Source organism: Mangrovimonas sp. YM274 (assembly GCF_030908385.1).
GTDB lineage: Bacteria > Bacteroidota > Bacteroidia > Flavobacteriales > Flavobacteriaceae > Mangrovimonas_A.
Map to the genome: position 1 here is coordinate 2,893,941 of NZ_CP133091.1, position 13,251 is coordinate 2,907,191.

Sequence of the window (13,251 nt, forward strand, 5' to 3'; positions counted from 1 at the left end):
ACTCGCAGAATAGACCAAAAACTTTTCATTAAAACCTCACCCGCCTGCGTACAGGGAGACAACCTTTATAAGTTGATATTTTATCTCATATTCTTCATGGCCTGCATCATGCGTTTACCGCCGCCACCTTGCATCATCTTCATCATTTTGCTCATTTGGTTAAATTGCTTCAGCAATTGATTAACCTCTTGAACCGATGTTCCTGAACCTTTACCTATACGTTTTTTACGACTGGCATTGATAATTGAAGGGTTAGAACGCTCTTCTGGAGTCATAGAATGGATTATCGCTTCAATTCCTTTAAAGGCATCATCATCGATATCTATATCCTTCATCATTTTACCTGCACCAGGAATCATCCCGATAAGGTCCTTCATATTACCCATTTTCTTGATTTGTTGAATCTGCTTTAGGAAATCATCAAACCCGAACTGGTTCTTTGCAATTTTCTTTTGAAGTTTACGTGCTTCCTGCTCATCAAACTGCTCTTGCGCACGTTCAACTAAGGACACAACGTCTCCCATCCCCAAAATACGGTCGGCCATACGTGAAGGATAGAACACGTCTATCGCTTCCATTTTCTCACCTGTACCAATAAACTTGATTGGTTTATTTACAACAGACTTAATTGAAATAGCAGCTCCACCACGAGTATCCCCGTCTAATTTAGTAAGGATAACACCATCGAAGTTCAATACATCGTTAAAGGCTTTTGCCGTGTTCACCGCATCTTGACCAGTCATGGAATCTACCACAAACAATGTTTCTTGTGGCTGGATAGCATTATGGATGTTTGATATTTCGGTCATCATGGCCTCATCTACAGCCAAACGACCCGCGGTATCGATAATTACCACATTAAATCCGTTGGCTTTTGCATGGGCAATACCGGCTTGAGCAATAGCAACCGGATCAGGATTTCCCTTGTCGCTATAAACCTCAACATTAATCTGCTCCCCTACTACGTGCAACTGATCAATCGCCGCTGGACGGTAGACATCACAGGCAACCAATAACGGACGCTTGGTTTTCTTGTTTTTAAGGTAATTTGCTAATTTTCCTGAAAAGGTAGTTTTACCAGACCCCTGTAGACCAGACATCAAAATAACGCTTGGGTTTCCAGATAGGTTAATTCCTTCGGCATCACCTCCCATTAACTCGGTCAATTCATCCTTGACCAATTTTACCATTAATTGCCCTGGTTGTAAAGACGTTAAAACATCTTGGCCAAGAGCTTTTTCTTTTACCCTATTGGTAAATTCTTTGGCAATTTTAAAGTTAACATCGGCATCTAACAAAGCACGTCTTACTTCCTTTAGGGTTTCAGCAACATTTACTTCGGTAATACTTCCATGCCCCTTAAGAACGTGTAAGGCTTTATCTAACTTTTCACTTAAATTATTAAACATATTATTCCTGAAATTTTAAGAAGTGCAAAGTTAACAATTTGTAATATATTAAAGAAGTAAACCTCTTAATTCTAAAAGAAAAAAGGGCTACTATGGCGAGTAACCCCTTTTAACAACCTAAAAACTAAAAAAAAACTATCTTAAAGACACGTGAAGCAATCTGCTTCCAGTGTAAATAACTCACCTACTTCGTTTGGACTGAGGGTTCTTTTATAAACCCTTAAATCATCCAAATGACCAATGAACCATTGACCCGAAATGTAATTTTCCAATGGGCTTTCATCAATATTGAAATCTGAATTTTCATCAACACTTCTCATCACACCATCTCGATAAAGCCTCACAGTATTTTGTGCATCAACTGTAAGCACTAGATGATGCCAATTGGTAATATCATACCATAAATCTGTGCTAGCATTCCAATCCATATCCCAGAGACCGTAACCGTCTGTAGTATCACTCACCACAGGAGTATTTCCATCGTAAACAGCCAATTGAAAACCCTCATATGGAGTTGCCCCCTTTTGAAACAGTTGTTCATAATTACTCATTTCTGTATTTTGCATTTTAAACCATAGACTTACTGAAAAGCTATCTCCTTGAATTAATTGATTTTGCTCTGTCACGGCTATTGAGAAATAATCTTCACCAGAAAATGCTACCGCACAGCTTGGGTTTCCGTTTCTATCCTCCACAAAATTGAAAGTCTCCCCATCTGCTTCACTACCGTCCATTAAATTAATAGCTTCATTGGAAAAAGGCATATAAATGATCAAATCATTGGTCATGATTCCGGGATTTGCACAATCATTACAATCCTCTACTTTCAATTCCACCTCAAAAATTTCAAAAGTATCCGTGCCCGCCAAGGTTACTCTCGCATAAATAATTTGCGGATTGGATAGGTTGGTATATGGTGAGATTAATTGATTTAATTGCATTTCAGCATCCGAAACAGTTTCATAAAAGTCTACCTCAACCTCATCGGTTACACAATTTTCGTAAACAGTGTTCAAATCAAAACTAGCTATACCGTCAAATGGCTCTTCATCACAAATGCTGATTTCGGCATCATAATAACATTCAAAAGCCGATTCACTTTCACAATCCTGTGTTAAGGACAACTGGGAATCCCCGATTGCAAATAGTAAGGCATCCTCTTCGCACCCCATAAGTTGCCAAACACCGTTATATGTATCCATTTCTGAAAAACTAATATTCAAAAATATGTTCCCTTCCTCCATATAAAGTTCCCAGGTACCTGAATAACTATTGTCTCCATCCGTTTCTAATTGATTATTGTCACTGAACAGGAAAAGAGTTGATGATGGCGGCAAACTATTTAGATTTGGCATAAGGGCGCATTCTTGCAAATATTCCTGCACTTCTTCAAGACTACAATCTTCACCCTCCTCACATTCCTGTTCCAAAACTATGGTTGTTTGTGTATCTCCAATCACCTGCTCCAACTCCAATTGCTCATCACTACAAGCCACCACTAACCAATTGCCTTCCAAGTCATCTGAAAAAGCAGTTAATTCAGATAAAGTTACAATCACTCCTTGATCGGACGTAGAGGTTTGCCAACTACCAGCAATAGCAACTGTTGTATCTCCATCCTCAATAGATAGACTTCCGTTTTCTTCAAAGTAAACTTTCAATGACCCAAAATCATCAGAACCGTTATAACTTTCCACTTCCCAGTAGCAATTTGTTAAATAGCTATCCACATCGACTTCCAAACAACTATCATCATTACAACTTGAAGCTGCATTTTCTATGGCCTCTAATAAAGCATCATTGGAGCTTACCTCCACCACATTGCCATTTGCCATCACCATACTAATAGGATAATTTAAACTAGCCAACACTTGTGCATCGTTAGAGATCTGCAATCCTTGGAGCAATTCATAGAGTTCCCAGTCACTTTCAATGGTAACGGTATCAATAATTTGGGAGTTGGTGTCAAACACCGAAAATGATATTGGATAAACAAAATCGATACAATCAATAACCTCAAATGCATTTTCACATTCATCAACCCAAGCTTCCAGTTCCTCCTCATTTTCTATAGTTATCACTGTATAGTCATTCAGCATAATGGTAATGGGATACATAAATTCCAGCGTATCGTCATCGGTTTCATACTCATCAAAAAGATCCTCAATCTCCTGTAAATCCTCTAACGAATTGATCGTGATAGACGTTTCGTTAACCAAGACAGTAACAGGCAAATCAACCGACAAACAACTGGCGTTGTCCAAAATATCATCCAAAGTGCCATTATTTGCAGTGGTCAACTCCAAAATATTGACTAGCTCGGCATTAAAATTTACAACATCAGTTGCGTCTGGTTCATTTGGCGCCGCATCATTATCTTGACAAGACACAGCCATAATTAGGCATAAAAGGCAAAAAAAGGTATTCTGAAAAAATTGGTTGGTAATACGATTCATAGTAAATAAAAGTTCATTTTCAATAATAGAACAAGAACCTTCAAAAAATTCCTACCATAACATTTATTTTTAATAAGTTTATGACCTGAAAATCAAACTATGCCCAAACAATTACATGATAACATCTGTGCCGAACACCTGTTTTCGTCGTTGTTTAAAAAATATTCTAAAGATCTTCATGATTTTTTATACTTCAAGTTTGGGGAGCGCTTAAACCCTAGTGATAAAGTTCAAGATGCCTTTATCAAACTATGGGAAAATTGTGCCAAAATTCCACCCAGCAAAGCCAAAAGTTTTTTGTTTACCACAGCAAACAATTTAATGCTAAACGAGGCTGCTCACCAAAAGGTTGTCTTTAAACACCAACAAATAAAACCAAAGTCCTACACTACCGTTACGCCTGAATTTTTAATGCAGGAAGAAGAATATTTAAAAAAGCTGGAAAAAGCATTGAGCAACCTTACCGAAGCGCAAAGAGTCGCTTTTATGATGAATAGAGTTGAAGGGAAACGTTTCAAGGAAATTGCGGCACTTTTGGACATTTCTACAAAAGCCGTTGAAAAGCGTATTTATGGTGCCTTAAAAAAATTGCAAGAGGACATAGAAGGATTTAAATAAAACCAATAATTTAAAGTATTTATCAAAAATAGGTAGGAAATTGAAAAGCCCAACTGTTATATAGGTGTAACGAATACCATGGAAAGAGACGAATTGATACAGAAATGGCTAGACCACAGCCTTACCAAAGAAGAACATGAAGCTTTTAAAAAGCTTGATGATTATGGTGCTTTGGTACAATTGAACCGATCTCTTCAACATTTTCAAGCCCCTAGCTTTAATGTTGATGAAGCGCATTCAAATGTATTGGGTCGTATTTCCAAAAAGAAGAAAGCATTTCGATTCCCAAAGTCTATTTATCGAATTGCAGCCGTTTTAGCCATCTCTTTAGGCATCTATTACGTTGTCACTTCTCAAGACACTACTGTCACTACCTTAGCTTCCGAAAAGTCAACCATCTCACTACCGGACAAATCAATCGTCACACTAAACGCTTTGTCATCGGTTGTTTATAATAAACGGCATTGGGAGCAAAAAAGAGAAGTACTATTGGACGGAGAAGCTTTCTTTAGAGTAGCAAAAGGAGCCTCCTTTGATGTAAAAACAGAACTTGGGACAGTAACGGTATTTGGAACACAGTTTAACGTTAAAGAACGTAACAATTTTTTTGAGGTTATATGCTATGAAGGTTTAGTAGGCGTTACCTACGACAACAAAGAAACCAAATTACATCCCGGAGATCATTTTTTAGTAAGAAATGGCCAACGCATAAAAACGGAAACCTCAAACAGCTCCGGCCCTTCCTGGCTTCAAAATGAAAGTTACTTTAAAAGTACACCATACAGTGAGGTTCTTGCTGAGTTTGAAAGACAGTACAACGTGACAATCAACCTCCAAAATATAGATACTTCGCAATTATTCACAGGAAGTTTTACACATAAAAATATGGATGTTGCCTTAAAATCCATTACCTTACCACTCCAATTAAGATTTACTAAAACAGCTAATACCATTACTTTGATACGTGAATAAAAAGGAAGTTATTTTTCTTTTCATATCATTGTTCTTTTTAGGCATCAACAAAATAGTAGGGCAGCAAAATTCCAAAGCCGAAGTCCCCCTTACATCTATTTTAAGCACTTTAGAGGACCGCTACAACATTCATTTTAGCTACATAGACAAAACGGTCGATTCCATTTACACAACATTACCTCCCGATCATATCTCACTGGAGGAAGCCTTGGCACTGCTTAAAGCAAATACCAATTTAGACTTCATTCTCATAGACAAAAAAAGTGTCGTTATATCTAAACGGATCAATCCTTTGAGCGAGGTTATCACCCAAAAATTAGAAGAGGTCGTTGTCAGCAACTATTTAACTCGAGGTATTTCTCTTAAAAATGATGGTAAAGTGACTATTGAGACTAAAAAATTTGGAATTCTGCCTGGACTAATTGAACCAGACATTTTACAGACAATTCAGGCCTTACCAGGGATTATAAGTGTTAATGAAACCGTTTCCAACATTAATGTGCGCGGAGGTACACACGATGAAAATCTAATTCTATGGGACGGCATAAAGATGTATCAATCCGGTCATTTTTTTGGACTAGTTTCCGCTTTCAATCCTTATTTGACCAAATCTGTAGACGTTTCCAAAAATGGTACCAGTGTAAGGTTTGGAGATGGCGTTTCAAGTTTAATCAACATGAAACAATCCAACAGCCTTGACCAAGATTTTAAGGCTGGCACAGGCTTTAACCTTATTAGCGCCGATATATTCTCAAAAATACCGCTTTCTGAACAGACAGAAATCCAAATTGCAGCGCGACGCTCCATTTCAGATTTGCTCATTACCCCAACCTACGATCAATACTACGAAAAGGCTTTTCAAGATTCTGATCTATCGGGATACAATAACGAAACCTCCCAGGTTACCAGAAACAATGAGCATTTTTACTTTTATGATATCTCCACCAAATTTTTATATGACATAACTGATTCCGATCAATTACGGTTTAATTTTTTAACCATTCGAAACGACTTAAATTACGACAAACAAACAGACAACAACGGTACTCTTGAAACCCTAAAAAGTAGCCTTCAACAGGACAATCTAGCCTTGGGAACCGAATATTTGAAATATTGGAACAGCAAATTAACCACAACTACTCAGGTATATTGGTCTAGTTATCATTTAAACACAACCAACCACGATCTTATTAACGACCAGCGCCTAAAACAAAAAAATAAAGTGAGTGATTTAGGCATTAGAATTAATGCTACAAACCATTTGGACAAAAACCTAAAAATTCATGGTGGTTATCAATTTAATGGGGTTGTGGTGACAAATTCTGAAGATGTCAATAATCCCCAATATCAAGACTACTCAAAGGAAATTAACCGCACCCATTCACTTTATGGTGAGGCCGAATTTACATCGGCCAATAAAAACACTTATGCTCGTATTGGATTGCGAACCAATATCATTGAAAAATTCAATGATGTCTACACAGAACCTAGGTTATCTGTAAGCCATAAACTAAACAAAGACTTTAGAGCCGAAGTTCTGGCTGAATTTAAAAGTCAAACAATGGCACAAATTATAGATTTACAAAATGACTTTTTGGGTATTGAAAAACGACGCTGGATGCTTTCTAACGGTGATAATATTCCAATTATTGAAAGCAAGCAAGCGTCTGCTGGTATTCATTATAACAAAAACAAACTGCTTATTAGCACTGAAGTATTTGTAAAAAACGTGGAAGGTATCAACAGTAGAAGTCAAGGCTTTCAAAACCAATATCAGTTTCTAAACACTACGGGATCGTACTTTGTAAAAGGCATAGATTTTTTAATCCACAAACAATTTAAATCAACAAGCGCTTGGCTGAGCTATTCCAACAGTAGTAACAACTATAATTTTGAAGAGTTCAATGAAGGCAACAACTTCCCAAATAACCTAGATATTAAACACGCCCTTACATTTGCCGGCACCTACCAAATGAACAATCTTAAAGTGGCTCTTGGAGTGAATTGGCATAGCGGCAAACCTACTACTCTGCCTGCAAGTATTCAGGACACTTCCAACAACACTATTGAATACAGCTCTCCAAACAGCAACAACCTAAAAGACTATTTAAGAACAGATGTTTCTGCCAATTACTCCTTCAGAACAAGTCAATCTTCGCACGCCATCATAGGTATGTCCATATGGAATTTACTCAACCGCAAAAACGTAGTAAACACCTATTATACTTTAAATGAAGATACTGTCTCTAAAGTGGACATTATTTCTCTTGGGATTACTCCAAATGTAAGTTTCAGATTAAATTTTTAAGAAGCCCCTAGGATTTACATACGCTCAGGAACATTAATTCCTAAGAGACTAAAAGCATTCTTAACTACTACACCAACCATTTTTGACAATTGCACTCTAAAGTTTTTATCATTGTCATTGTCGGCACCAAGAATAGATACATTTTGGTAAAAAGAATTAAACTCCTTTACCAGATCATAAGTATAATTAGCAATTAATGCCGGGCTATGGTTGAAAGCTGCGTTTTGCACCACTTCTGGGAACAACTGTAGTTGCTTTAAAAGCTCTTTTTCCTTTTCGTGCAATTCAATATCAGCATATGCTCCTTCTAATGCACTTCCTGCTTTTCTCAAAATAGATTGAATTCTAGCGTAAGTATACTGAATAAATGGCCCTGTATTTCCTTGAAAATCGATAGACTCTTTTGGATCGAACAAGATTCGTTTTTTAGGATCTACCTTTAAGATATAATATTTCAAAGCTCCCAAACCTATAGTTTTATAGAGTTCTATTTTTTCTGCTTCGGTATACCCATCCAATTTTCCTAATTCATCCGAAATTTCTTTGGCTGTAGCGGCCATTTCATCCACCAAATCATCAGCATCCACTACGGTTCCTTCTCTACTTTTCATTTTTCCGGAAGGCAAATCCACCATTCCATAACTTAGGTGATAAAGATTTTTGGCCCAGTCAAATCCTAGCTTTTTTAGAATCAAAAACAACACTTGGAAATGATAATCCTGTTCGTTACCTACAGTATACACCATCCCGCCAACATCCGGATGGTCCTTGATTCGCTGAATAGCAGTACCAATATCCTGAGTCATGTAAACGGCCGTTCCATCAGCTCTTAGCACCAACTTTTCATCCAACCCATCTTCTGTCAAGTCGCACCACACAGAACCGTCCTCTTTCTTATAAAACACTCCAGATTTTAACCCTTCGGTCACAAACTCCTTTCCTAACAAATAAGTTTGGCTTTCGTAATAAAGATGGTCAAAATCGACACCTAAATTCTTGTACGTAATGTCGAAACCATCATACACCCAACCGTTCATTTTGGTCCATAAATCAACAACTTCTTTATCTCCTGCTTCCCATTGACGCAACATATCTTGGGCTTCCAATAGAATAGGCGCTTGCTTTTTGGCGTCTTCTTCAGATAGTCCCTGAGCAACTAAATCTTGGATTTCATTTTTGTACTCCTGATCGAACTTCACATAATAGTTTCCTACCAGTTTATCACCTTTCAAACCTGTACTTTCAGGGGTTTCACCATTACCATATCGTTTCCAAGCCAACATACTTTTACAGATGTGAATTCCACGATCGTTGATAATTTGTGTTTTGTAGACTTTTTTACCCGAAGCCTTCAATATTTCAGCAACACTATATCCTAACAAATTATTTCTAATATGTCCCAAGTGCAATGGCTTATTGGTATTTGGTGAAGAATATTCTACCATAATAGCCTTATCGTTAGGCTCTGGTGTTACAAAGCCGTAGTCCTCATTTCCTGCAATGGATGTAAAGAAGTTTAAATAATAAGCATCATCAATTTCAACATTCAAAAATCCCTTTACAACATTATAGGCCTTCACCTCCTCAACATGCTCCACCAAATAGGCTCCAATCTGTTCTCCTATTTGGACAGGATTGCCCTTTACCACGCGTAACATAGGAAACACCACGACAGTAATATCTCCTGCAAACTCCTTACGGGTTGCCTGAAATTCCACAGCTTCCAATTCAGCATTAAATATATCTTTAACAGCTTGTTTTACGTATTTTGATAAAGTGTCTTGAAGGTTCATTTTGCTTATTTTTAAGTGTGCAAAGATAGCACTTTTAACAGTATTACAATAACATTCATTGACAACAAGACTTCTTTGATTAACGCCATAAATAGGTATTCGTAAAACTAAAAAGGATAAGCTTCAATTAAATCTTGAAAAGAGATCGTTCAAATTTGCATAAGTACTAATTGGGCCTACAACACAAACACCTTAACAGACTATATAACAGGCACTTAAAAATTAAACTGGATATTATTGAAAAGAATCATGAAATCAAGCAAAATTCCTCAGAAAAATTGCCAATTTATTGCATTTCGTCGATAGTTTCATTTTTTAGTAGGAGATACCGTTCACTTTATCTAATTTTTTAGCATTAAAACCCAAAAATTAGATTTTTACTTGGCTTTTAAAGATTTTTGAAGGGAGCTATTAATCAAAGTCCCAAATATTGATGATACTTAATATTCAACCCCTAGTAGGATTGTTATTATTGTATTTTGTGTCCTTACTTCACCTCTCCCTCAAGGCAAGTTGGCTTAAAAACAGTATTGCAATAAGTAAAACATTATTTGGAAAATGAAACAGTTAATCACCCTAGCTGCTTTATTTTCTGCCCTTCTTAGTTACTCGCAAACTAGGGAGATAGACAGCCTTACCCTAGAATTAGCGTATCAAAAACAAGATTCCATCAAGGTTGAGACCTCCTTATTACTTATAAAAAACCTTTACAAGTCCAAAGAGTATCAAAAGGCTTCAATGTTTATCGATCAAACAGAGCGCTTGTCAAAATCACTTAATTACACCAAGGGTATTGCTGAGTCTGTTTACTACAAGGCATTGATTTATTCTCAAAGAGGAGATTACTACAACTCTATCGACAGCTTTAACCGGTCAAAAAGATTATACCAACAACTTAACGACACTTTAGGAATTGCCAAGGTGAGCAACTGTATGGGTCTTATTGAAATTAAGCGAGGTAATTACATTGTAGGTTTGGAAAATTCGCTTTCAGCCATCAATATCTTTGAAACCAAAAATCTCAGGGACGAATTAAGTTCAGCCTACAACAATTTGGCCGAAGCCTACTATAAAACACAACAAATAGACAAGGCTATTGAATTTAATTTAAAAGCCTTAAGCGTTCGCGAACAACTACAAGATAGTACCGGCATTAAAATGTCAACCAAAAATATTGCACACTTATATTCCTTAAGAAGAGAACACCGCAAGGCCATTGAGTATTACGAAAAAGCTATGAACTTACTCAACCCCGAAAAAGACCTAGATCTTAAGGGAGAAATACTACCCAGAATAGGTGAAGAGTACTTACGCTTTAAAGATTATGACAAGGCTGCCGAATATTTGGTTGAGGGTTTAAAATTCAATCGAAGAAGAAATAACAAAGAAGGCCTAATAAGGTCTCTTAACTCTGTTGGAAAATTAAACCTTGAACAAAACAAAACGCGACTGGCCGAAAAACAATTGGACGAAGCCTATGCATTAGCTAAGGATGGCAGTTACAAGCTGGAATTACTAAAAAATTACGAACTCCACAAGCAACTGGACTCCATGCAGGGCCAATTCCACAATGCCTTTTTCTGGCAAGGCAAATACTATGGACTTAAAGAAGAACTCAATAAGCAGAATCAACCAAAAATTCCTGTTAACACAGACGCCATCATAAAAGATGAACAGTCGCATGCCATTGCAGATCAGGAAGAACCTTCTTCCGTTATACCTGCCCTATCCTCTAAAAACAGTAAGGAAGTTAAAAAGCTAAAACTTATTTCCTATGTCTTGGTGGCTGCCTTTTTAATAGCACTAACGTTTTTAATGCTCATCTATTTAAGAAGAAAAAGTAGATTGGCATACACCAAGGAACTCGAAGAAAAGAACAAGCAAATCCAAATGCAAAACGAGGCTATTTTAGAACAATCCCTTCATTTGGAAGAAATCAACAAAGTGAAGGACCGTTTATTTTCTATTGTTTCTCACGATTTAAAGGATTCTGTATCCTCTATAAAAGGCTTTATTGATCTATTAAAAGAGGATAGTTTATCAAAAGAGGAATTCTACGAGCTTATCCCAGAGCTTAGCGAGAATGCCAATAACGCTTCCCTGTTACTATTTAATTTATTGAACTGGTCCAAATCGCAAATGCAAAATCTGGAACCAAACCCTGAGCTGTTCAATATCCAAGAAGTCTTTCAAACCAAAATCAGTTTGATTGAACAAAAGGTCGAGCAAAAACGGATCGTTTTAATCGACGAGTCCCAACGTGATTTCATCTACGCCGACAGAAGCATGGTTGAGATTGTCATTCAAAACCTATTGACCAATGCCGTGAAGTTCAGTAAAGTTGGAGATATCATAACGGTTTCCAATGTTGACAGAAATGGCAAATCCCTAATTTGTGTGGAAGACACAGGTGTCGGGATTTCACCTGAAAACATGGAGAAGCTCTTCAAAAACAATACCTTCACCACTGTTGGCACAAAAAGCGAAAAAGGCACTGGCTTAGGACTTACCATCTGTAAAGAATTGGTAGAATTGAACCACGGAAAAATTTGGGTAGAAAGCACTCCTAATGTAGGAAGCAAGTTTTTTGTGGAATTGCCCAAAACGAAGCCCTCCAAGTAAAAAGCTGCCATAACCCATCAAAATACAACAAAGTAGCTACCTTCCTTTGTTGCATTAAATAATTACAAAATTTAAAAAGTGATCATTAAGCCAATCTTAATCCTGTACGCGGCAAAAACACTTCCGCCATCATACAACGGGCACTTCCACCTCCACAAGTTTCAATAGTTTCAAGCGAACTAGACAAAATAGCGCAGTGCTTTTCAATTTTAGCAATTTGGTCTTTGGTCAAACTATCGTATGCCGATTGACTCATCACCAAGAAACGCTGGTCATTTTCACCTTTTACCTGGAGCATATTGCCTGCAAACTGGTGCATTTGAGCCTCTGTAATGACAATAACTTCCTTACCATCGGTTTTCAAGTGATTGGTTACATTTTTACGCTCCTTTTTATCATCGATACTGTCCAAACATATTACAGCAAAGGTTTCAGCCAAACACATCATTACATTGGTGTGGTAAATAGGCAAACGCTTCCCCTCCACTGTCTGAAAAGCCGTAAATACTACTGGCGTATATTCAAAATCTTCACAAAACTCTATAAACAACTCTTCATCTGCTCTAGCAGACAACGCACAATAAGCCTTTCTGTTTACACGATCCAAAAGCAAACTACCAGTGCCTTCCAAAAACACACCTTCCTCTTCTGCACTAGTATAATCTACGATGTTTTCAATAGTAAACCCTTCCTTTTCCAAGGTCTCTAAAACATCTTCGCGACGTTCCCTTCTCCTGTTTTCAGCAAACATAGGATATAAAGCCACATCGCCGTTTTCGTGAAAGCTTACCCAATTATTAGGAAAAATGGAATCTGGCGTATCCAAAGAGGGATCGTCATTTACCACAACCACATTAATCCCAACCGCACGCAGCTTTTCAACAAAAGCATCAAATTCCTTTTGAGCCTTTGTATTGATTTCTGCTTGTACCAAATCCAAATCTTCCTGGAAGTAGTTATTTACAGCTGTCTGTTCGTTCATCCTGAAATTTACAGGGCGAATCATTAAAATGGTATTTGTAGTTTGTGGCATACTAGTAAAAATTTGCAGGCAAATTTAAACTTTTTTGAAT

At 37.2% G+C, this 13,251-nt stretch carries 8 protein-coding genes; 4 read left to right on the forward strand and 4 right to left on the reverse strand.

Annotated features, from left to right (window positions below; all coding sequences use genetic code 11):
- Positions 1 to 80: 80 nt before the first annotated feature.
- Entirely contained in the window at positions 81 to 1,409 is a 1,329-nt protein-coding gene (gene ffh, locus RBH95_RS12485; protein ID WP_053975700.1) for a signal recognition particle protein, read from the reverse strand.
- Positions 1,410 to 1,549: 140 nt separating this feature from the next.
- Positions 1,550 to 3,805 (reverse strand): LamG domain-containing protein, encoded by a 2,256-nt coding sequence (locus tag RBH95_RS12490; protein WP_307899923.1) that lies wholly within the window; start codon positions 3,803 to 3,805, stop codon positions 1,550 to 1,552.
- Between the two features lie 159 nt (positions 3,806 to 3,964).
- On the opposite strand from RBH95_RS12490, the gene RBH95_RS12495 reads away from it, so the two are divergent.
- The 3 genes from RBH95_RS12495 to RBH95_RS12505 all read left to right on the forward strand — a co-directional run bounded on the left by RBH95_RS12495 (position 3,965) and on the right by RBH95_RS12505 (position 7,763).
- Complete coding sequence (locus RBH95_RS12495; protein ID WP_307899924.1) at positions 3,965 to 4,483, forward strand: RNA polymerase sigma factor; 519 nt, start codon at positions 3,965 to 3,967, stop codon at positions 4,481 to 4,483.
- A gap of 78 nt (positions 4,484 to 4,561) precedes the next feature.
- Positions 4,562 to 5,455: a FecR family protein gene (locus RBH95_RS12500; protein ID WP_307899925.1), complete on the forward strand. Its 894-nt coding sequence runs from the start codon at positions 4,562 to 4,564 to the stop codon at positions 5,453 to 5,455.
- Positions 5,448 to 7,763: a TonB-dependent siderophore receptor gene (locus RBH95_RS12505; protein WP_307899926.1), complete on the forward strand. Its 2,316-nt coding sequence runs from the start codon at positions 5,448 to 5,450 to the stop codon at positions 7,761 to 7,763. Before RBH95_RS12500 ends, RBH95_RS12505 begins: the two co-directional genes overlap by 8 nt.
- A gap of 14 nt (positions 7,764 to 7,777) precedes the next feature.
- Here RBH95_RS12505 and argS read toward each other — a convergent pair whose 3' ends face one another.
- Entirely contained in the window at positions 7,778 to 9,556 is a 1,779-nt protein-coding gene (gene argS, locus RBH95_RS12510; RefSeq protein WP_307899927.1) for an arginine--tRNA ligase, read from the reverse strand.
- A 558-nt stretch (positions 9,557 to 10,114) separates the two neighbouring features.
- Between argS and RBH95_RS12515 the strand changes: the two genes are divergently transcribed.
- The gene (locus RBH95_RS12515) at positions 10,115 to 12,178 is read left to right on the forward strand and encodes a tetratricopeptide repeat-containing sensor histidine kinase (protein WP_307899928.1); all 2,064 of its coding nucleotides are present in this window, start codon (positions 10,115 to 10,117) and stop codon (positions 12,176 to 12,178) included.
- A gap of 85 nt (positions 12,179 to 12,263) precedes the next feature.
- Here the strand turns inward: RBH95_RS12515 and ctlX are convergent, their stop codons facing one another.
- Positions 12,264 to 13,211: a citrulline utilization hydrolase CtlX gene (gene ctlX, locus RBH95_RS12520; RefSeq protein ID WP_307899929.1), complete on the reverse strand. Its 948-nt coding sequence runs from the start codon at positions 13,209 to 13,211 to the stop codon at positions 12,264 to 12,266.
- Positions 13,212 to 13,251 lie beyond the last annotated feature (40 nt).

What these genes read in the sequence shown, in the direction of transcription:
- argS (WP_307899927.1), bottom strand. Translation starts at nt 9,556, where the DNA reads ATGAACCTTCAAGACACTTTATCAAAATACGTAAAACAAGCTGTTAAA.
- ctlX (WP_307899929.1), bottom strand. Translation starts at nt 13,211, where the DNA reads ATGCCACAAACTACAAATACCATTTTAATGATTCGCCCTGTAAATTTC.
- RBH95_RS12490 (WP_307899923.1), bottom strand. Translation starts at nt 3,805, where the DNA reads ATGGCTGTGTCTTGTCAAGATAATGATGCGGCGCCAAATGAACCAGAC.
- RBH95_RS12500 (WP_307899925.1), top strand. Translation starts at nt 4,562, where the DNA reads ATGGAAAGAGACGAATTGATACAGAAATGGCTAGACCACAGCCTTACC.
- ffh (WP_053975700.1), bottom strand. Translation starts at nt 1,409, where the DNA reads ATGTTTAATAATTTAAGTGAAAAGTTAGATAAAGCCTTACACGTTCTT.
- RBH95_RS12495 (WP_307899924.1), top strand. Translation starts at nt 3,965, where the DNA reads ATGCCCAAACAATTACATGATAACATCTGTGCCGAACACCTGTTTTCG.
- RBH95_RS12515 (WP_307899928.1), top strand. Translation starts at nt 10,115, where the DNA reads ATGAAACAGTTAATCACCCTAGCTGCTTTATTTTCTGCCCTTCTTAGT.